Origin of the sequence: Chitinophaga sp., assembly GCF_039596135.1 — a bacterium.
Lineage (GTDB): Bacteria > Bacteroidota > Bacteroidia > Chitinophagales > Chitinophagaceae > Chitinophaga.
In genome coordinates this window covers 1-19,570 of sequence record NZ_JBCNKH010000081.1, presented here as the reverse complement: position 1 = coordinate 19,570, position 19,570 = coordinate 1, and the positions used below count along the sequence as shown (strand labels likewise).

The window sequence follows — 19,570 nt, the reverse complement described above, 5'->3', positions numbered from 1 at the left end:
AAAAAAACAGAGCGTTTTGGCTCTTGCCCCCGGAGGGCGTAAAGCTAAAGAAAAGATAGTGATTGATGGAGGGGAAAGATTTTTATGTAAATAATTTGCACAATTGAAATAAAAGTGCATATATTTGCACCCCCTGATATAGAGAAACGGGGTGTAAGGATCAGTAGTTCAGTTGGTTAGAATGCCGCCCTGTCACGGCGGAGGTCGCGGGTTCGAGTCCCGTCTGGTCCGCAAAAGGGGACTTATCATAAAACATATGATAGTCCCCTTCTTCTTTATAAGCCGAATCGCCCAACTGGTGGGTGATCAGCTGAAAAATAAAATTTATTTTCGGGGTTCGAAATGCCCCTTTTTCCTTCTCATAGACAATTCCTTCAGGAAAAATCAATTTTTGTAATTCTTCTTTTTGTGTAACATTGGCAGAACTCCACGCTGTATTGAGTTTGCGAGAAAAATCTAAAACTAGTGAGATCGCCTCTGGAAGGTTCGAAATGGATTTGGTACATTTTATCAATTGCTCATTAATTGTACGTCTTTCTTGTTGGTACCGGCTGATGAACTTTTCGAATACAGCCGTTGTCACCTTATTTAATAGTAGGCTTTCTTCTGCATCCTCGATCTTCTTTTCTACAACAGCTAATTCCCTTTCTAATGATGTTTTCTGCTCCATTTTATCCTTTGACGAATCTGTATTTAGTCGTTCCAATTCAAATTGTATAGCTGGCATATATTCATCACTAATCGAAAAGTTTTCTAGCATATCACCGAACTTTTTGTTTAATTTCTCAGCGCTCTTATTGCATTTGCAACCATTTGTCCGGCATTTATAATAATAAAACTCCAATATCTTTGCTTTTGTCCTTTTCCTTCTTACATAGCCTGTAAATGGCTCATTACATATCCCACAAATGATAGCATTTAGCCGCATCATTATTTCCTCATTCTTTACTCCACTAGCCTTCCATAAGAATGCTTTTCTTATAAGCAATCCTTCTTTATTGATTACCAGTTTACGCTCATTGTTAATCTTTACAATGTCGTAGCCTTGTGGTGGCTTTGTGACCCATATACCATTTTCAAACTTATTCTTCATGCCACTGATAGTGCGTTTTCTTCTTAGCTTGTTATCATAAGCACTAAAAAGTAACTGGAGGTCTTGGCTTAAAGCTCCTGAATCATCTCTGGTATCAGTTGGTTATGCTACTGCATAAACGGTAACTCCGTACTTTTGGCGAAGATCTTCCGTCAGTTTTATTGCTGCACCTCCCGTTCTACTGAACCGATCTGTCATGTAAACAATAATCTGGCTAATTGTTCCTTTATGCTTGGCTATATAATCAGGCATTCTTTTAAACCCTTTGCGACCATCCGTCTTTGCACTTTCATATGTATCTCCAAACTGGGAAACAATGACTTTATTATTCCTTTTGGCATAATCCTCTATAGCCTTATTTTGAGTTTCCAGACTGAGGTTTTACCCATTTCCCCTCTGGAAGGAATTGCACTGATTATTATTTCAGGATAAAAAAACTTATTCGCTTCGGATAGTGAATAACGAAATATCCGAATCATAATGACTTACGACGAGAGCTGAATAAAGAAGAAGTAGTATGGTACCTTTTCGGCAAAGGAGCCTGCTGCGTTCAAGCCGTCTCAGTGAGGTAATTGAGGCGGCTTTTTTTGCGCTTTAGAAAAGCTAACCTGATCCCCCTGAGAAAATTTTCAGCCAAATTTCTGGAAATTTTTCCTTCAAATTATCCCTATTAGCAACCGTTTACCCCAACATTCGACCGATTCACCGATAAATTTCTTCAATTTTAAATTAAACCCCTATAAAATATTGCCGTCTATGAACCCAATGGGAAATTTTTAAATGCCGGGTTTAATTCAACCTGCCTGCCATCACCCTATAGCGAAGAATCTTACTTAAAACCTACAGGACAATGAAAAAAAACGTTTTATTGCTTTTTGCAACGGCATTAGTAACCATGATTGTTATTAATGCCTGTAAGAAGGACACATCTGGAAGTAATAGCTCATCCGCGTCAATTACTGCAATTAGTTGTTCTTCCGTTACTTTCTCAGATTCAGCTACATCAGGTACAGCGTACAGTGGCACAGCTACAGTGCCCTACACCGGTGGTAATGGAGCTACTTACAGCGCTGGTTCTGCTATCAGCTCCACAGGTGTTACAGGTCTTACAGCCACTTTACAGGCAGGAACTCTGGCAAGTGGTTCCGGCAACCTTACCTACAGCATTAGTGGTACCCCGGCGGACAGCGGTACTGCTTATTTTGCGATCAGTTTCGGTGGACAAAGCTGCACATTGGCACTGACAGTAGATTCCGGTACTACTACTGCTTCTTCAGACTGTACTTCAAAGACGGGTATTGAAAAGGTGCTTTGTCTTATCAGTAGTCTTGAATCATCTGTCACGTCTACGCAGTTGGCATCTTTGCAGATCAGCTATGCTTATTCTTATGCGATCAGATGGTCTAACTTCCCTGATGCAATTTATGGCAACAGGATAGGGCTGAAGTTTAGCGATATGACCACTGCTCAGATCGCGCTGGCAGATTCATTATTGAAGGCTGTGTCCGGAGTGAGTGACAACGAAGGTTTCAGCGAATTGATGCAATTGCTCGCGGCTGATAATTACCTGAACGCGAATGGCGGTGGCAGCGATTATGGACAGGGTAATTTCCACATTTGTATCTTAGGTACACCATCTACAAGCGGTACTTTCGAAGTTTATTTCGGTGGTCACCATACACAGTTGTCCAACACTTACATCAATGGAACACTGGTAGGCGGTACTCCATCATTCAGAGGTGTGGAGCCTTGTGCTTATAGCGCCGGTACATCTTTCAGTTACAGTGGTACCAGCATTGTACCTTTGGATCAGGAGGCAACAGCATTGTCTGGTTTGCTTACCGGACTTAGTAGCAGCAATTTGTCATCCGCTTACCAGAGCGCCACCTACAGTGATCTGGTGTGTGGTCCACAAAAAGACTGGAGCTTCCCTACCACTTCAATCGGTGTTAAAGGCAGCAGCTTATCATCGTCTGAACAGGCACTGTTGCTGAAAGCTATTAAAACATATGTGGATGATATTGCAGATTCTTCCTCTTTCATTACTACCTACACGAATGAGCTGAGTGATACTTATGTCGCTTATTCAGGTACTACTGCCCTGAAAACGAAGTATGACTATATAAGGATCGACGGCCCTCACGTATGGATCGAATACTCTGTGGGTAGTGGCGTTGTATTGCAAAGCTATACACACCCACACTCAGTATGGAGAGATAAATCTTACGACTACGGTGGAACAACTAATTAATCAGGAACAATGAATAGTTAACTGCGTCTGTTTTCCAGGCGCAGTTAATTTTTAAATCATATCTTTTATGAAGGGGTATATTTTAAGTGCATTACTATTGTTGTCCGGCATTTGTTCATTCGCGCATCCAATGCCAAGTTCGGTGGTGACCCTGTCTGTACTGGAGACCAGCATTTCAGGGGAAGCGAAAATGCCTTTGCTTGATCTTGAAGGTGCTCTTAAAATGGAGGCAGACAATAACCTGAATGTAAACACGCAATTCTTCAAAAATTATTTTCATCAGCATATTAAAGCGTTCAGCGGTCAGACGTTGTGGGCCACCACCATTGATAGCATAGGTACGGAAGAGAATGTAGATATCAATGTGGGGAACTACCGGGAGGTGGTGGTATGGTTTAAAATGGCGCCGCCAGCGGGGAAAAGCCTCAGGAGTTTTTTGTTTGATTATGATGTGATCGTGCATCAGATCATCACGCACAGCATATTGGTATTTTTGAAGAATGACTGGAAAAATGGCTTGCATGCTGAAAATTCGGGAGAGCCATTGGGGGTGATAACCACCAATTTTAAGATCGGGAAATTTGAACCCCTTACTGTGGACCTTGAAGAAGGTAGCTGGTGGAAGGGATTTAAAAGTATGCTGGAATTGGGGATGCAGCATATTCAGGAGGGGACTGATCATTTATTATTTTTAATTGTTTTGTTGTTGCCAGCAACGCTGGTAGCAACGGGTAAAAAATGGGCAGGGTATGCAGGTACGAAATATAGCCTTACCCGGTTGTTGAAGATAGTTACTTCTTTTACCATTGGGCATTCCATCACTTTGCTGATAGGTGCATTGGGCTGGTGCCGGCCACCAGCGCAGCCGATTGAAGTGCTGATAGCGCTGTCTATACTGGTATCTGCTATTCATGCTTTACGCCCTGTATTCCCGGGTAAAGAGTTTTTTGTAGCGGGAGGTTTTGGACTGATACATGGGATGGCATTTGCGGCTGCTTTATCTGGGATGGGGTTAGGTGCTCGCATACTGGCCTTGAGCATACTTGGTTTCAACCTGGGGATAGAGCTGATGCAGCTCTTTATTGTTGCACTTATTATACCCTGGTTAATTCTATTAAGTCAGACAAAAATGTACCGCTGGTTCCGTATAGCGGGAGCTGTGACGGCTGGTATTGTTTCCATAGCCTGGATCGTAGAGCGTTGTACAGGGATACCCAATTTTATCACAGGGCTTATTGCAGCGGCGTATGAATATGCTATATGGGCAATAGTTGGGTTGGCTGTTTTTTCAATTGGCTGCTATGTGTGGCAGCATTATGGTCCAGTAATATTGAGCTATAAGAAAGTAAAAGAATAAATTTGATTTCAGGCATTGCGTAATAGATAAGGTTTTTATGTAATTTCCCTATATGGAAAAGACCCTTACCATTGATAACCAGGACGTGTTCGTACAATTTAATGGCCATTCCTGGTACACTGACACTATTATTCTGTCTACTTTTGATATGTTCTCAGACCCCGGTCGAATCGACCCTACTCGTCAGATAACGCAGGTTTGATGTTGCATTAGCTATTCGAACAGCTAAAGCTTCAACATCGTGGACAGTTTCGAGTCTCAATAGCATACCCTCAGTAGTCGCTATCTACGCTTCGTGCCACCATCTCTGATGACTACGCAGGACTCGCTTTCGGGTGGTTGACCAGACTTTGTCGGGAAGGATTAAATACCTGCCGGGTAATTTCGAGGTGTTTCATTTATCCCAGTTAGTAAACCTAACAGAAACTCATCTGCAAACCGAATGATAAAGCTGCTCCCTTTCAGTAATGGCTGGATTTGTTCTTTGAACCATTCGTCCAGAACATAGTGCAGAAAAACATTACTGATCAACGGAGAGATACTACCTCCCTGTGAAGTACCCTCTGTCGGGTACATCACTTGTCCCTTTTCCAATATTCCAGCCTTCAGCCACTTGGCAATATCATCAGGCGGAATCTATTCAGAAGGAGCTGCTAAAGTGTTCGATTTTTCCGAGAACTACTTAAGAACCATATTAGGCTTTGTAGGTATTACTAATATCACAGCATTTAGACTTGAAGGTGTAGCATTGCAAGACCACAAAGAAAATGCGTTTGAAAAAGCATTTTCAACTGTAGAAAAGTTTTTCTTTTAAGACCAGTTATATAAAATATAGTACTTGCTACTGTAATATATTGGAAGTGATGAGTAATTCAGCGAAACGGTTTGAGTGAGTTATACCAAATTGGCGAATTTTCTGTAAATCCTTTACAAATTGGGTCGAAAGTTGTTCCCTTCTCTCCGCAAAGGTCAAAAGAGGAAGAATTATTCTTAATTCTTCCTCTTTTTGTTTTAATATGGCTGATTGTTCCTATTTGCCCTGGCCTCCGTTGCACGTAGTATTGCAGAGGTCAGTAATGAGCATGAGGCTACCTTGAGTTATAATTTTCCTTTGATTTTCTTTATGTGATTTTTTCCCCATTTTTCCATTGACGCTGCTACCTCATTAATACTTAAACAGTAGTCTGTAAGCGTATATTCGACCCGCACCGGATAGTCGTCAATTACTGTTCTGGAAATGAGTAAATTGTTTTCCAGGTGCTTGAGTTCTTTTGAAAGCACGCGATTGGTAATGTCAGGAATGGAAGCCACAATTTCATTAAACCGTTTATTTCCGCTATAAATGGAAAGTATAATGGGTACTTTCCATTTACCTCCGATTACAAACATAGTATCCTGAATAGCCTTAATTTTTTCTTTAAATTTTTTCTCTTTGTTTGCTGCTTTACCCTCTTCCATATCAATAATTTATATTAAGTATCCTTTTGTATACAGGTATCAAATGTATACTTATTCTACTTTACTTTTACACTATAACCAATTAAAAATTACTTCAATGAAAACGGTTTTCATCACAGGTACATCGTCAGGAATTGGGAAAGCAGCAGCGAAACTATTTCAATCAAAAGGTTGGCGAGTGATTGCAACAATGCGAAATCCCGAAAAAGAAACGGAATTAAACCTGCTGGAAAATATCATTCTTTTGCCGCTGGATGTAACCAGACCAGAACAAATTAAATACACTGTGGCTAAAGCTTATTCATTAGCAGAGATTGATGTTGTGATAAATAATGCTGGTTACGGCTTATTAAGCTCTTTAGAAGCTTTTACAGATGAGAATATTGTTCGGCAGATTGACACAAATTTTTTGGGTACCATCCGTGTTACAAAAGCATTCATTCCGCACTTCAGAGAAGCCCAAAAGGGCATGTTCATTAATGTAACTTCAATAGGTGGGCATACAGGTTTCCCTTTTACCAGTGTTTATAATGGGACTAAATGGGCAGTAGAAGGATGGAGCGAGTGTTTATCCATAGAGTTGTCGCTGTTTAATATTGGCGTTAAAACCGTTGCACCCAGTGCCACGAAAACAGAGCTATTCAGCCACAATGCCGATGTTAATCCGCTTCCATTTTACCAGGCAACTGAGCAGAAAATGTTGAGTGTAATTAATCCATCATCTACACCAGAAGAAATTGCAGATGTTATTTACGAAGCGGCGACTGATAATAAGGATCAATTGCGTTATTTCGCTGGCAAAGGTTCACAAGCGATATATGATAGACGGATGCAGGTAGGTGCTGAAAATTCACGAAGAGAAATCAAGGCGATGTATTTTGACGCGCTTAAAGATTCTCATTAAGATTTAAAGCCCGCGCAGTGCGCGGGCTTTTTTTATTTTAAGCAGGTATTTCTCTTTGCCTAAAGATTACATTATATTTGATTCCACTTACCACAATTTTTATGGCAACTTATTTTATCCCCGAATTCCTTGAATCAGCATTCAGCAAAGATTTTACGTACACAAATTTTGAAAAGCAAACCTTTGGCTTTTATGTGCATAATATGGGCGACCTAAAAGTAACTGATGGAAAAATCATTGCCTGCGATCCGTATTTGTATAACGGTGAAATTCCTTTTGAGGCGACATTTCCTATTGGTGCATTTCCGGTACAACTGGCTATTGCTAAAATTAATACCGACGAACGGGTGGCTTTGGCAAGAATCAACTTTGCAGCCGAAGAAACGCCTGTAACATGGCAGATGGCGGTACTGCCGGGGCGGGATCTTTCCATTTTGAAGAAAGGGCAGTATTTTGGATACCCTGTGGATGCAGGTACAGGGGCGTTTATGGATGCAGCGGCAGGAGAAGTATTTGGATCTTATATGGATAGTGAGGTTATTGATGAAATAGCAGCGGAGATGGAGGAGAGTTATAAGCATACACGGTCGTGGTTGCTGAAGGAACTGGATGGGCATACGATTGCGCTTTTTAGTTCCGGATGGGGAGATGGGGTTTATGCGACTTATATTGGTTTTGATGCGAAGGGGAAGATATGCAGGTTGGTGACTGACTTTGGGGTGATTGGTGAAGAGGAGTAAGTGAGTTTAATGAATTGAGGGCCCGCGCAGTGCGCGGGCTTTTTTATTTGCAGTATAAGTGCTCAATTAAAATTTTTCTATGTTACTGGTTTTGAAAGAAAGTAATATAGTTGTAGTAAAATAATTCAACCAAAAATATCATGGGTAGATATGCAAGGTTACTCTTAGATATTAATCAGGTGGATCATTTTCTCACTACTGTTCTGGAGTTTGAACCGGAAGAAGATGAAAAAGATATTGCTTTTAAAATTGTGAACAGCGAGAAAGCATTGATTGACTATGATCATCCAGGAGTACATACATTGATGTACGATAATTATCGTGACCGTAATTATAAAACGGAGGCGGCCAGGTGGGCGCTAAGAGAGCAAATTATTAATGAATTGATTACGACAACAAGATTGGATAATGATGATGATATTTGCCTGGGGAGAGGTGGTGCTTTGCCTCAAACAGGGGTGAAAGCAGAAAAGAAGGCTTTTATTGTAATTGGCTTGCCGGCTTCGGGAAAATCTGGCATTAGCAATATGATATCAGATAAATATCATGCGATAATCATTGATTCAGATTATGCAAAAAGGAAGTTACCAGAGTTTCGTAAATTACCTTGGGGAGCTTCGCTTGTGCATCTTGAATCCGTAGACATTACATTTGGATTCAAAGATAATCCTAAAAAAGTTTTAGGATTACAGACCTTATCAATTCGTAATGGATATAACATTGTATTACCCCGAATAGGTAATAAGTCTGATAATATAATCAGGACTGCTGAAAAACTTAACAGTTTGGGATACGAGGTACACCTTACGCTGATTGCTCTTCCCAAACGTGAAGCTACCATCAGAGCCATCAAAAGGTATAATAAATCAGGGCGATATGTGCCCTTAGGGATGATATTTGATGACTTTGGCAATGATCCGAGCTTAACTTATTATTTACTCAAATGTGAGAGAAGCGATTTATTCAAAAGCTTCGGTGCAATTTCTACTGATGTAGAGCCGGGAGAACCTTATATTACAGTCAATCTTGAAGGAGATAATCCAGCAGCCATGCTCAAATTCAAAAAAATAAACTTAAATTAGTAATATGTCAAAAGAAGGAAATAATAGAAGAAAGGTGGGTACTATGCGTACCAATTCCCCAAAAAGCAACGGATTTTCCCGTAAAATCTCACGTGTAGCTGTAAAGCGTGCAGTGCATAGTAATCATCCTGATACACTTGCATACAAAGAATTAGTACAAAAGCACTCAGCAGCGATTGCGTTTCTTTATGAGCAGGAAGATCGCGAATTAGATAATATGCTTAGAGATCTTCAACTTTTGAAATCTGGCAAGTTTAAATAGGTTGATGCAAACCTGAAAAACTTTCTGCAGCAGGGATACAGTCTACTGAAGATACGGACCGGCAGGTTTGACATTGCTAAGTTAATCTTGTTGCAAACGCATATTTTTGTAAATACCTTACGGCCTGATTGCCTTAGCAACACTATAATACAACCGCTGTGGCAACCGCATATTCCGCGTAATAACAACCGCCTTCGCTTTCAAACCTGTTTTGTACTGCATCCTGATATGATGATTAGTTTCCAACCCGTTATTCAACCGGATAGTCGCTATAAAACCACTATCTGTAGCCACCCTGGAAACATAATTGAGCGTACCAGGTACAAAACCAAACTCCTGGTAAGGATAAGCATAAAATCTCAATTGCACCTGCAATCCCGTATCGATTTCACCAAAGTTATTCTGAGGAAGATTCAATTGTGCGTAATACTGGGTACCTGTAGGGTTGACATAGCCAAGCAATTTCCCTGTTTGTAAAAATTGCTTATCCTGCAAAGGTACTACAAATGAAAGCACGCCATCTATAGGAGACTTAATTACATACTTCATTTCCCAATCTTCAATCGCACTTTTAAATGTCTGTAATGCCTGCTGAAAAATGATCTTTTGTTGTGTCAGATCATGTTCGAGCATGTCTATTTCATTTTGCTTTTCCCGCTGCTGAATTTCATTAGAAAGCATCGTCGTTTTTAACTGGGGGAGTAATAATTTCTTATTTACCAGCTTACTTTTTGCCTGGCGCAAATCTTCCCGGGATAATACTTTTTCATTTAATAAGGAATTATTCATATTAAATGACTCCTCTGCCAACTGGATATCCTCATTGGTCATTTTTTCCTGGTTCAATAAAGATGTGTTGATTTGTTGTAGGGAGACTATATCGTTTTTCAGCAATTGTTTTTTGTGGTTATAGAACCCGTTTACAAGGTAATCGTTGTACACCTGCAATGCAGCAATGAATGTTTGGTAGGCTGTCTGCAGCTCTCCAAGATGGCTGTAATGCTTTTCAAATAACTGGGATACCTTGTCGGTACGACCATCTGCAAGCAGGCGAAGACTACTGTCTAACCGGATGGAGAGATCTGCTACCGAGGCATGATCGGCAGTACTTTCGATCCAGCCGATGACCTGGCCGGCAGCAACGGTATCATCGTTGTGCCCCCACAAGCGAATGAGCCGCCCCTCCTGCCGGGAAAAGATTTCTTTGGGTGCATCACGGGCTGTGAGGTAAGCACTCGCTTCTATTGTATTAGGGAAGTGAATAAACCATGTTGAGGCAAATAACAGGCATAAACCAGCTAAGAATATGATAACCGCCCATTTGTCCATAAAGTCCGGTTTCCGGTCTATAATCTCCTGCATCGCCTCCGAACGGATCACCACCTGCTTTGCAGGCACGTGTCCATTCAACTGTACCGGAGATGTTGGTTGCGTTATTGTAGGCATGCTGTTATTATTAATTTCCTAATTCAAGCTGATTTTTCACCAGCTCATAATATCTCCCTTTTATTGCAGACAGGTATTCATGAGAGCCTTCCTCTACTATCCGTCCTTCGTGTAATACAATAATCTTGTCTGCATTTTTTACTGTGCTCAGGCGATGTGCCACTACTACCACTGTGCGTCCTCTGAAAAATCTGTCCAGACTGGCTGTAATGATTTTCTCATTATGCGCATCCAGCGCATTGGTCGCTTCGTCGAAGAAAAGATATTTCGGATCCTTGTAAAGTGCCCGCGCAATCAGTAGTCGTTGCTTCTGACCCTGGCTCAATCCCACACCTTCTGCACCCAGTTGCGTGTGGAAACCATTCGGGAGCGATTCTATGAATGACAAAATGTTTGCGATCTTACAACATTGGACCAGTTTTTCATACACCATGAGCTCCTCCCCCACTGCTATGTTGCCAGCAATTGTATCGTTGAAGATAAAGCCGTCCTGCAACACTGCTCCACACTGACTCCGCCAGAAACCAGGACTAATGAATTTAAAATTGCTATCCCCTATCTTGATTTCACCATCGAATTGATGATAGAATTTCAGGAGTATTTTGAGTAACGTTGTTTTGCCACTGCCACTGGCGCCTACAATGGCGGTGACCTTACCTTCAGGAATTTCCAGGGAGATCTCTTTTAAGACAGGCAGATTACCAGGACCCGGGTAGGCAAAAGAAAGACCAGTGATATCAATGGTTTTGCTTTCAGGAAGATTGGCATTGAATAGGCTATCTACAGGTTCCTCGTCTTTCAGCTGATGCACTTCCTGCAATCTTTCCAGGCTCATTTTTGCATCCTGTGCGTTTTGTACCAGGCTAATGAATTGTTCTAAGGGGCTGTTGAGCTGACCTACTATATACTGCACTGCCAACATTGTACCCAGGGTGAGGTTCCCATCAATCACCATTTTTGCTACTAAAAAGGTAATCAAAATATCTTTGGACTGGTTAATAAACATCGCCCCTGTTTGCTGCCATTGCTGATAACTCAGGCTTTTGAGGTTCAGCTTGAATATCAGTGCCTGAATATTCTCCCATACCCAACGCTTTTGCTGTTCGGCATTGTTCAGTTTTATTTCATGCATGCCCAGCACGAGCTGAAGGGTGGTAGTATTCTCTTTTGCAGACAGTTGAAAAGTTTCAAAGTTGAGCTTGCGGCGGATAGGCAAAAAGATCCTGATCCAAAGGAAATATAACACACTCCCTGCAATGAAGACTTCGAATAGCAAAATGCTGAATGTAGCCAGTATGAGCGCATACACAAAGAAATTGATCAGCGAGAACAGGGTATTGAGTGCCTGACCGGTCAGAAAATTCTGGATCTGTTTATGATCGCCGATTCGCTGTAAGGTATCCCCTGTCTGATGCGCATCGAAATAAGAAACAGGCAGACGGCTCAACTTTATCCAGAAATCAGAGAGAATAGACAGGTTCAGGATATTAGAGACTTTCAACAATAGCCTGCTGCGGATAAAGTCGACTACCGTTCTGCTAAAAGTAAGCATCAGTTGGGCAACAAGGATCACCACTATAAACTCCATATTTTGGGTGGTAATGCCCGTATCCACGATACTTTGCGTAAGGAATGGGAAGGCCAGCTGTAGTAATGCGCCTACTAAAAGAGTCAACATTACCTGTGTGATCTGCCAGCGATTCTGACGAAGATAAGGGAACAACGCCTTCCAGGTAAACTTCTTCTGCTCCTCTCCCGCATGCTCGTAAAATGCGGGAGAAGGTTCCAACAGCAATGCGATCCCCGTTGTTTCGCCATCACCATTTTTATGAGAGATCCAGTGTTGCAGAAACTCCTGTTGTGAAAGCGTTTCAATACCACGACCGGGGTTCGCTATTTTAACCCGCTTATTGCCAGCCGCTCTTAATAAGACGACGTAGTGATTCTGATCCCAGTGCAATATACAGGGCAGGGTCAGTTGTTGTAACCGTTCAAATGTCAACTGTACACCACGGGTTCTAAACCCTATCTTTTCTGCAGCATCGCTGATACCAAAGAGCGTCACGCCTTGCCGCCCAAAGCCAGCCATCTGCCTGAGTGTATCCGCATTATAATGGCGGCCATAGTACCGCGCTATCATGCGCAGGCACGTAGGACCACAATCCATTGCGTTTAGTTGTTTATAAAATACGAACGATTTCAAATGCTAATACTTGTTTGAGATAACTCATAATTACCCACCCATTCTGCCTGGAAGGGATCATATCCACACTTTGCAGGTTTGCTATAGAGGTCTGCCTCATCTTCCCGGTAAGCCCGGCAGTCCGTACAGATATACCTAAACTCACAGCTTTTGCAGGTAGTTACCTGGTCTTTTGTAATGGACCACACCTGTTTAAAAGTCTCCTCTGCCAGTGCCTGTGCCAGTGTAGTGGAAGAAATATTACCGTAAGACTGCTGCATGGAAGGACAATTTTTAATGTCTCCATTTGTATCAACTGCAATCTTCCTGTTCAGACAGCTATTAAAAGATAATGCTTCCAGGAACTTTTTCTGATTGCAGGAGAAGTTCAATTTACTGATCGTGCCACAGCAGGTACTGTTGGGAACAACTTTGTCTGTACCCATTACCAATGGCGGAAATGCGGATACATCCAGGTCCGACGGGCAGGAATGTACCATCATTGTAACGATACGCTTGTACTCATTTTGTATATATTGAAGTATCTCTGCATTACAATACTGTTCATCGTAGGCTATTAACAGGTCGATGGACCTAAGCATCGTGTTATTAGCACTGTCTAATATAGCGATGAGTTGTTCATAAGGAATCACGTCAAAGCACCTTAATTCTACTGCTATACAACCCAGCTCATCGAGCTGTGAAAAAATCTTCCTGTAATCGTGCCGGGAAGTACTATCAGTATCTATTATACAATTGGTAACCTGGTAAGGCATTTCCCATTGCTTACTGATAGGCGGGTAATATTCGGGATGCTTTGTAAAGAAAGCAAACTCTTTATCGACCAGGAAGGAGATATATTCATCGATGGTTTCATGTGCATCTGCAGGGAATTCAGCTTTGATCTCTTCTACTGAATGGCCATCATAGCGGGCTATAAAGTCATACAGTGAATTGGGGATAAATTCATAGTTATTGCGTTGTACATCGCATATCACACTACGGCGCGCACCTTTTACAGGCATGCAGCATTCAAAGAGTTTTATCTTCATATTCATAACAAGTTATTTTTTCAGGAGATCATTCTCCCAATCAACAATTTGTGAGATGGGTTTAAAAAAAGCCATGCAGGGATATTTTTCAGAATTATGTTTCCTGCTTTTTTCAAATCGCACATGGTATGAATTCGACTGGCTAACAAAATATACGGATATGGGAATCCTTGTTCTCTCCGCAGGGTTGATTGCATTGAGGTAATTGGTTACATTTTTTTCTTCTGCCATTGGTTAAGTTTTAGGGGGATCATGCAACCAGGTCACTTTCTATGAGACTGGTGGCGACTATTTTTTCCAATTGGTAATTGCAGGGTTCTGAGACCATTCCAAACTGGCCGCCGTGGTTTACTTCCAGGAATACAAATCTTCCTTCTGTGGTAAGGATGATATCCAGGGAACCTGTGTTCAAATCCAGGTCATCCATCAGTACTACGATCTTAGCGGCGAGATCGTCGGGAATCCTGAAGGGCACATTACGGTTAGGTGTCTGAAGGTTGTATTTCCTGAAGTCTATGCTGGTTTGCTTATCCAGTGTTGAAAAGATGGCCATGGGGTAACATTTGCCCTCGAGATAATACACACGTAACTCTACATCTTTCTCCACCATTTCCTGGAAGGAGGAAGGATAAAAATGATCGGGCAAATTATTGATCACTTCTTCTGATACAATTTCTGTAAATCCAGCCAGCAATTCTCCGCTAAAATTAAACAGTCCTGCTTCGCTCATTGCTTTTACGATTACTCTTTTATTGTGGCTGAGGTAAAAGTTATACAGTTCTTCTTTTGAGCTGGTGATGATAGTATCAGGAATGTCTATGCCGGCCTGTTTAGCGGCTAATAACTGTTTATATTTAGACGGGTTCTTTTTCAGGTGATTGGGGGAACCGATGATCTTTTTGTTTTTTATCTGGTGGAAGAATATTTCGCTGAGGACCTTGAATTCTTCTGTTCTGAATTCGTTGATATCTTCTTCAAATTTCTTTTCTTCAAGGGGTGAAATCTTAGGAAAGGTAGCCTGAAATACCCAGCGACGATACCAGACGGCATTGATATCAGCAAGGTTCAACACTTTGCCATTGTAGGTGATTAAGGGTTGTTCTTCGGGATGTTGTTCATTGCCGATTGTAATGTTTAAACGATGCCGGCTGTTTTCTACCAGGTCATTTCCGTTGATGCGGACGAAGTTTGCTTTTAAGTAGAAAAGCCAGTCCATTACAACTTCGGTAGTATATTCAAAACTAGCGTGGCTTATAACCAGGATCATCTGTTAAGTTATTAGTGGTTATTCAATAGTTTCATCATTTGCAGGTATTCTTCTATCGGCATCAGGCCTACTTCTTTCCTGCGCTGGTTCAGGTTGGCTTCGTCTTCGACCGGCCATAGTCCTGATTCAACTTTTACTTTCCCGGTGCTATCTTTTGTAGTTGTATAATTCATTTGCGTACCGTATAGTTGTTTTTCACCGGTGTTTTTTCTGACCCTGTCTGTGAGGTAAGCATAGTCCTGGGCACTGGCTTCGTTTCTGTCTACAGCTGTTTTCATTTGCCGCAGGTATTCTTTCTGAAATGCGGTATCAAAATCTGCGTGTTGTGCAATGATCCAGGAGGTATGTACAGCTTCTGCACCGATATCATTCTTCCACAGATAGCCATTTTGGGCAAACAGTTGCTTCATGTAATCCACATTTTGGCGGAATGTAGCATGTTGTAATGAATCTATTGCTTTATCAGTATACAGTGGATAGGCCCCTGCATATCTTCTTTTGAAAGTACCTATGCGCTGGTACTTTTGGTCGTTATAAAAGAGGTAATCTAACTGCTTTGCCACTTTTTCATTCCTGATGCCACTTGTTTTGCAATAGTCCAGGAAGCGGGCATTGAGTTCTTTCATTAGTTTATTCCATTTAGCGCTACCGTGAAGTTTTTCAAACTCTGTTGTATAGCGGATAAAGTCCGCCTGCCTGTAGCCGGCATCGACGATGGCAAAGAGCAGATGAAAGGTGCTATCTGTCTGACCATTCGCCATAAAACTAATTGCCAGGTTAAAGAGTACTTCCGGGCTATTGTGTTTTATCTCAGCGAGTTGCTGATAAGATTGAATACTTTTTTTGAAATCTCCGCTGAAGTAGGCCGCATCACCTTCTTTAATCAGGTTTTGCGCCTGCGGATCATTGTCCAATAGAATCAATCGTTGTCCTGATAATAATTGTGACATAAGAATGCCTGTAAAAAGCAGTATTGCTCTCATTAATAAATTATTTGGAAGGGTAGGTTACAATAACCTACCCTTCTGTTTAAGGATATCAGTCACCATCAGCATCATCGTAGTCATCGGCTGTAGATGTACCAAGGTCTGTGCTGTGGTAGTTTGTACCTGTTAAAGATGGTACGTTACCACCTTGAAGGGAAAGCATTTCGTCTCTTGTGAGAGATTTCTCCTGTGGAGTGAGTTTTTCGAGTTGCATAAAAATGTGGGTTAAAGGATTAATTAATTGTCAGCGTCATCATAATCATCGGCAGTTGAGGTACCGAGATCAGTCAGGTGTCGCTTTGTGCCAGTTAAAGCTGGGGCGAGGATACCTCCGTACAGGGTAAGCATGTCCTCTCTTGTGAGGGACTTCTCCTGTGGAGTGAGTTTTTCGAGTTGCATGGAAATTTGGGTTTAATTGTAAAATAATAAAAGAAATCAATCACCGTCACCATCATCATAGTCTTCGGCGGTAGAGGTACCGAGGTCTGTGCTATGTTTGTTTGTGCCTGTTAAGGATGGTTCTGAGAGGCCACCTTGTAATTTAAGCATCTCTTCCCTTGTGAGGGATCTCTCCTGTGGAGTGAGTTTTTCGAGTTTCATGGAAATTTGGGTTTAATTGTTGAATAATAGGTGTTATCAATCACCATCAGCATCATCATAGTCATCGGCAGTAGATGTGCCAAGGTCTGTGCTGTGGTAGTTTGTACCTGTCAAGGTTGGATTGACACTGCCACCTTGTAAAGAAAGCATCTCTTCCCTTGTGAGGGATTTCTCCTGGGAGGTGAGTTTTTCGAGTTTCATAAAAATTGGTTTAAGTGATTAAATAAAAGATCCGTCATCGTATGTGCCTGTAGGATGTAAGGTCGCCGAAGGTATCCGGCATGAAGATCCTGTTCTCAATAGTCAATGAGAAAATAACAAGGCATATGTGTCCACTCCCAATATTTGTTATTGAGAAGATGATCAATATTTATCAGTCATCCATATTGATAGCTGTAGATGATCCGAGATCCGTATTATGCACACCCGCAGTGGTAAAGTAACAGACATTCTCTGGTGGTGGGAAGTTTCTCAAGGTGCATGGAAATTGGATTAACTAAAGTAAAACATTCTTAAAAGCGACCTTATCTTAATGGAATCAATCAGAATCGTTGTCTTCATAATCTATGGTAGTTGATGCCCCGGGATCCGTGCCGGTAGGGCCGGATAATGTTGATGAAGGCACATTGCCACCCTTTACAGTCAATAATTGATCTCTGGTAAGGTTAATTTCCTGAGCTCCGAATTTTTTGAGTTGCATAGAACAAAGGGTTAAGGTTACCGAATTTAAAAAATTTCTTGTAGAAATAACACCAATTTTTATAAAATTATTTTTTTAAGGAGTTTTTAACGTCGAGGGCTGACTCGGCCATTTTTCGATTTTGACCAAGGTCAATGTTTTTCATAATAATTTATCCCACCTTTGAATTTTCAATTCACTTATAATGAAGGCCGACCTTGCAGACCTCATCCGAAAAAACGCATTACCTGGTGAAGAACAAGTAACTGAGGCGCTCTCCTATTTCAAACCGCTCACCGCAAAGAAGAATGAACTATTACTCGAAGAAGGTATTGTAGCAGATAAATTGTTTTTCATTACGAAAGGTTGTCTTCGGCTTTCTTACGGTAACGAGTCCACCCGGTTCATGGCATTCGAAAACACGTTCCTGACTTCTATTGTCAGCTTTATTTCCAGGAAACCTGCCCCTGAATACATACAAGCTGTAGAGAAGTCGGAGCTGCTCGTGATTACACACCATGATTTTTTTCGGCTCAGGGAGATCATACCTGGATGGGACAAAATCTATATCTATATACTTGAATATGGCTTAACTGTGATCAACTCAAAACTCAGTAGCCTACTTACGCAGAATGCTGCAGAACGATATCGTAGCCTGCTCATAAATAATCCGGAACTGATTCAACGGTTGTCTAATGCTAATCTTGCCGCTTATCTGAATATATCGCCAGAGACACTTAGCAGGCTGAAATCACATATGTAATTCTAAAACAACAAATGCCATCATGAGAAGTGATGAAGTAAAAAAAGGGTGCCAGAGAACACCACACAGATCATTATTCAGAGCGACGGGATTAAAGGATGAAGATTTCAGCAAGCCTTTTATTGGCGTTGCAAATTCATTTATTGAAATTATTCCGGGACACTTTTTTCTGAATAAAGTAGCGGAAATTATTAAAGACGAAATTCGGGCGAATGGTTGCGTGCCGTTTGAATTCAATACCATTGGTGTGGATGATGGGATTGCCATGGGCCACGATGGGATGTTGTATTCACTACCGAGCAGAGAACTGATTGCAAGTTCTGTAGAGAGTGTGATGAATGCACATAAGCTGGATGCGATGATCGCGATTCCTAATTGTGATAAGATTGTGCCAGGGATGATCATGGGTGCTCTCAGGGTGAATGTGCCTACTGTATTTGTGAGCGGTGGACCAATGGTGAAGGGGTATAAGAAAGATGGTACTCCTATCGATCTGGCAACAGCTTTTGAAGCAGTGGGAAAACATGAGGCTGGGATGATGAGTGATGAAGAACTCAGGGATATTGAGTGTAATGCATGTCCGAGCGGGGGAAGTTGTTCCGGTATGTTTACGGCGAACTCTATGAATACGCTGATGGAAGCGATGGGGATTGCACTGCCGGGGAATGGAACGATACCTGCGCAGACACCTGAACGTGAGGCACTGTACAGAAAAGCAGCGAAGAGGATTTGTGAGATTGTGAAAGATGATGTAGCGCGGGAACGGTTTAAGCTGAAGCATATACTGAATGAGCATGCTGTGCGGAATGCATTTGCAGTGGATATGGCGATGGGTGGAAGTACGAATACGGTGCTGCATATGCTGGCGATTGCCAATGAGGCGGATGTAAATTTTCAGCTCAGTGATATTAATGAGATATCAAAGAATGTGTCTCATATAGCGAAGATTTCTCCTAGTCTGACGACGGTGCATATGGAGGATATTAACAGGGCTGGAGGGGTGAATGCGGTGATGAAGGAAATGAATAAAAGAGGGAATGGGGTGTTGACAGATAACCTGACAGTGAGTGGAGAAATGCTTTCTGAAAGGATCCGGGATGCGGAGATAAAGGATGAGCGGATCATTCATCGGGTTGATAATCCTTATAGCCAGGTGGGTGGATTGGCGATTTTGTATGGTAACCTGGCGGAGCAGGGCGCGGTGATTAAGACGGCGGGGATTACGGGGTCAAGGGTGTTTACGGGAAAGGCAGTGTGTTTTGATGGGCAGCCGGAAGCGATTGAGGGGATTTTGATGGGGAAAGTGAAGGCAGGAGATGTGGTGGTGATCAGGTATGAGGGGCCGAAAGGCGGGCCAGGGATGCAGGAGATGCTGACGCCGACGAGTTTGATAATGGGGATGGGATTGGGAAGTTCAGTGGCGTTGATTACAGATGGGAGGTTTAGTG

Annotated in this window: 20 protein-coding genes and 1 tRNA gene; 10 read left to right on the top strand and 11 right to left on the bottom strand. The window is 41.9% G+C overall.

The features are described from left to right. The first annotated feature begins 157 nt into the window (after positions 1-157). The 3 genes from ABDW16_RS27420 to ABDW16_RS27410 all read left to right on the top strand — a co-directional run bounded on the left by ABDW16_RS27420 (position 158) and on the right by ABDW16_RS27410 (position 4,701). Positions 158-231, top strand: a tRNA-Asp gene (locus ABDW16_RS27420). A gap of 1,712 nt (positions 232-1,943) precedes the next feature. Then, positions 1,944-3,344 (top strand): DUF3500 domain-containing protein, encoded by a 1,401-nt coding sequence (locus ABDW16_RS27415; RefSeq protein WP_343674249.1) that lies wholly within the window; start codon positions 1,944-1,946, stop codon positions 3,342-3,344. A gap of 67 nt (positions 3,345-3,411) precedes the next feature. Further along, positions 3,412-4,701, top strand: a complete 1,290-nt coding sequence (locus tag ABDW16_RS27410) for a HupE/UreJ family protein (protein WP_343674248.1) — start codon at positions 3,412-3,414, stop codon at positions 4,699-4,701. Between the two features lie 363 nt (positions 4,702-5,064). On the opposite strand, the gene ABDW16_RS27405 is transcribed toward ABDW16_RS27410, so the two are convergent. Then, on the bottom strand, positions 5,065-5,277 hold the full coding sequence (locus tag ABDW16_RS27405; RefSeq protein WP_343674259.1) for a hypothetical protein: 213 nt from the start codon (positions 5,275-5,277) through the stop codon (positions 5,065-5,067). A gap of 37 nt (positions 5,278-5,314) precedes the next feature. Between ABDW16_RS27405 and ABDW16_RS27400 the strand changes: the two genes are divergently transcribed. Continuing rightward, a complete protein-coding gene (locus ABDW16_RS27400) occupies positions 5,315-5,515 on the top strand; it encodes an NAD(P)H-dependent oxidoreductase (protein ID WP_343674247.1) in 201 nt (66 codons plus the stop codon). A 284-nt stretch (positions 5,516-5,799) separates the two neighbouring features. On the opposite strand, the gene ABDW16_RS27395 is transcribed toward ABDW16_RS27400, so the two are convergent. Next, positions 5,800-6,159: a helix-turn-helix domain-containing protein gene (locus ABDW16_RS27395; protein WP_343674245.1), complete on the bottom strand. Its 360-nt coding sequence runs from the start codon at positions 6,157-6,159 to the stop codon at positions 5,800-5,802. A 97-nt stretch (positions 6,160-6,256) separates the two neighbouring features. Between ABDW16_RS27395 and ABDW16_RS27390 the strand changes: the two genes are divergently transcribed. From ABDW16_RS27390 to ABDW16_RS27375, 4 genes are all read left to right on the top strand, one after another. Further along, the gene (locus tag ABDW16_RS27390; RefSeq protein WP_343674244.1) at positions 6,257-7,063 is read left to right on the top strand and encodes an SDR family oxidoreductase; all 807 of its coding nucleotides are present in this window, start codon (positions 6,257-6,259) and stop codon (positions 7,061-7,063) included. 101 nt (positions 7,064-7,164) lie between these two features. Further along, positions 7,165-7,803, top strand: a complete 639-nt coding sequence (locus tag ABDW16_RS27385) for a DUF4241 domain-containing protein (protein ID WP_343674242.1) — start codon at positions 7,165-7,167, stop codon at positions 7,801-7,803. A 140-nt stretch (positions 7,804-7,943) separates the two neighbouring features. Next, positions 7,944-8,885, top strand: a complete 942-nt coding sequence (locus ABDW16_RS27380; protein ID WP_343674241.1) for a zeta toxin family protein — start codon at positions 7,944-7,946, stop codon at positions 8,883-8,885. Between the two features lie 4 nt (positions 8,886-8,889). Next, on the top strand, positions 8,890-9,147 hold the full coding sequence (locus ABDW16_RS27375) for a hypothetical protein (RefSeq protein ID WP_343674239.1): 258 nt from the start codon (positions 8,890-8,892) through the stop codon (positions 9,145-9,147). Between the two features lie 117 nt (positions 9,148-9,264). Here the strand turns inward: ABDW16_RS27375 and ABDW16_RS27370 are convergent, their stop codons facing one another. The 9 genes from ABDW16_RS27370 to ABDW16_RS27330 form a co-directional block, all read right to left on the bottom strand. Further along, positions 9,265-10,593, bottom strand: coding sequence for an HlyD family efflux transporter periplasmic adaptor subunit (locus ABDW16_RS27370; RefSeq protein WP_343674238.1), 1,329 nt, complete (start codon positions 10,591-10,593; stop codon positions 9,265-9,267). Positions 10,594-10,603: 10 nt separating this feature from the next. Then, positions 10,604-12,796 carry a peptidase domain-containing ABC transporter gene (locus ABDW16_RS27365; protein ID WP_343674236.1) on the bottom strand — a complete coding sequence of 731 codons (2,193 nt, stop codon included), beginning with the start codon at positions 12,794-12,796 and terminating at the stop codon, positions 10,604-10,606. Further along, complete coding sequence (gwsS, locus tag ABDW16_RS27360) at positions 12,793-13,833, bottom strand: grasp-with-spasm system SPASM domain peptide maturase (protein ID WP_343674234.1); 1,041 nt, start codon at positions 13,831-13,833, stop codon at positions 12,793-12,795. The genes ABDW16_RS27365 and gwsS overlap by 4 nt, the downstream gene beginning before the upstream one ends. Before the next feature lie 244 nt (positions 13,834-14,077). Next, a complete protein-coding gene (gene gwsG / locus ABDW16_RS27355; RefSeq protein WP_343674233.1) occupies positions 14,078-15,094 on the bottom strand; it encodes a grasp-with-spasm system ATP-grasp peptide maturase in 1,017 nt (338 codons plus the stop codon). A gap of 11 nt (positions 15,095-15,105) precedes the next feature. After that, positions 15,106-16,077: a DUF6624 domain-containing protein gene (locus tag ABDW16_RS27350; protein WP_343674232.1), complete on the bottom strand. Its 972-nt coding sequence runs from the start codon at positions 16,075-16,077 to the stop codon at positions 15,106-15,108. Between the two features lie 55 nt (positions 16,078-16,132). Further along, the gene (locus ABDW16_RS27345; protein WP_343674230.1) at positions 16,133-16,294 is read right to left on the bottom strand and encodes a hypothetical protein; all 162 of its coding nucleotides are present in this window, start codon (positions 16,292-16,294) and stop codon (positions 16,133-16,135) included. A 23-nt stretch (positions 16,295-16,317) separates the two neighbouring features. Continuing rightward, entirely contained in the window at positions 16,318-16,479 is a 162-nt protein-coding gene (locus ABDW16_RS27340) for a hypothetical protein (protein ID WP_343674228.1), read from the bottom strand. Between the two features lie 36 nt (positions 16,480-16,515). Continuing rightward, positions 16,516-16,680 carry a hypothetical protein gene (locus ABDW16_RS27335; protein WP_343674226.1) on the bottom strand — a complete coding sequence of 55 codons (165 nt, stop codon included), beginning with the start codon at positions 16,678-16,680 and terminating at the stop codon, positions 16,516-16,518. A gap of 36 nt (positions 16,681-16,716) precedes the next feature. After that, positions 16,717-16,881: a hypothetical protein gene (locus tag ABDW16_RS27330; RefSeq protein WP_343674225.1), complete on the bottom strand. Its 165-nt coding sequence runs from the start codon at positions 16,879-16,881 to the stop codon at positions 16,717-16,719. A gap of 683 nt (positions 16,882-17,564) precedes the next feature. Between ABDW16_RS27330 and ABDW16_RS27325 the strand changes: the two genes are divergently transcribed. Next, positions 17,565-18,122, top strand: coding sequence for a Crp/Fnr family transcriptional regulator (locus ABDW16_RS27325; RefSeq protein WP_343674223.1), 558 nt, complete (start codon positions 17,565-17,567; stop codon positions 18,120-18,122). 22 nt (positions 18,123-18,144) lie between these two features. Further along, a partial coding sequence (gene ilvD / locus ABDW16_RS27320) for a dihydroxy-acid dehydratase (RefSeq protein ID WP_343674222.1) occupies positions 18,145-19,570 on the top strand: 1,426 nt, incomplete at its 3' end.

What these genes read in the sequence shown, in the direction of transcription:
- ABDW16_RS27340 (WP_343674228.1), bottom strand. Translation starts at nt 16,479, where the DNA reads ATGCAACTCGAAAAACTCACTCCACAGGAGAAGTCCCTCACAAGAGAG.
- ABDW16_RS27325 (WP_343674223.1), top strand. Translation starts at nt 17,565, where the DNA reads ATGAAGGCCGACCTTGCAGACCTCATCCGAAAAAACGCATTACCTGGT.
- ABDW16_RS27380 (WP_343674241.1), top strand. Translation starts at nt 7,944, where the DNA reads ATGGGTAGATATGCAAGGTTACTCTTAGATATTAATCAGGTGGATCAT.
- ABDW16_RS27375 (WP_343674239.1), top strand. Translation starts at nt 8,890, where the DNA reads ATGTCAAAAGAAGGAAATAATAGAAGAAAGGTGGGTACTATGCGTACC.
- ABDW16_RS27370 (WP_343674238.1), bottom strand. Translation starts at nt 10,593, where the DNA reads ATGCCTACAATAACGCAACCAACATCTCCGGTACAGTTGAATGGACAC.
- ABDW16_RS27330 (WP_343674225.1), bottom strand. Translation starts at nt 16,881, where the DNA reads ATGAAACTCGAAAAACTCACCTCCCAGGAGAAATCCCTCACAAGGGAA.
- ABDW16_RS27410 (WP_343674248.1), top strand. Translation starts at nt 3,412, where the DNA reads ATGAAGGGGTATATTTTAAGTGCATTACTATTGTTGTCCGGCATTTGT.
- ABDW16_RS27395 (WP_343674245.1), bottom strand. Translation starts at nt 6,159, where the DNA reads ATGGAAGAGGGTAAAGCAGCAAACAAAGAGAAAAAATTTAAAGAAAAA.
- ABDW16_RS27335 (WP_343674226.1), bottom strand. Translation starts at nt 16,680, where the DNA reads ATGAAACTCGAAAAACTCACTCCACAGGAGAGATCCCTCACAAGGGAA.
- ABDW16_RS27385 (WP_343674242.1), top strand. Translation starts at nt 7,165, where the DNA reads ATGGCAACTTATTTTATCCCCGAATTCCTTGAATCAGCATTCAGCAAA.
- ABDW16_RS27390 (WP_343674244.1), top strand. Translation starts at nt 6,257, where the DNA reads ATGAAAACGGTTTTCATCACAGGTACATCGTCAGGAATTGGGAAAGCA.
- ABDW16_RS27350 (WP_343674232.1), bottom strand. Translation starts at nt 16,077, where the DNA reads ATGAGAGCAATACTGCTTTTTACAGGCATTCTTATGTCACAATTATTA.
- ABDW16_RS27345 (WP_343674230.1), bottom strand. Translation starts at nt 16,294, where the DNA reads ATGCAACTCGAAAAACTCACTCCACAGGAGAAATCTCTCACAAGAGAC.
- gwsS (WP_343674234.1), bottom strand. Translation starts at nt 13,833, where the DNA reads ATGAATATGAAGATAAAACTCTTTGAATGCTGCATGCCTGTAAAAGGT.
- ABDW16_RS27405 (WP_343674259.1), bottom strand. Translation starts at nt 5,277, where the DNA reads ATGTACCCGACAGAGGGTACTTCACAGGGAGGTAGTATCTCTCCGTTG.
- ABDW16_RS27415 (WP_343674249.1), top strand. Translation starts at nt 1,944, where the DNA reads ATGAAAAAAAACGTTTTATTGCTTTTTGCAACGGCATTAGTAACCATG.
- gwsG (WP_343674233.1), bottom strand. Translation starts at nt 15,094, where the DNA reads ATGATCCTGGTTATAAGCCACGCTAGTTTTGAATATACTACCGAAGTT.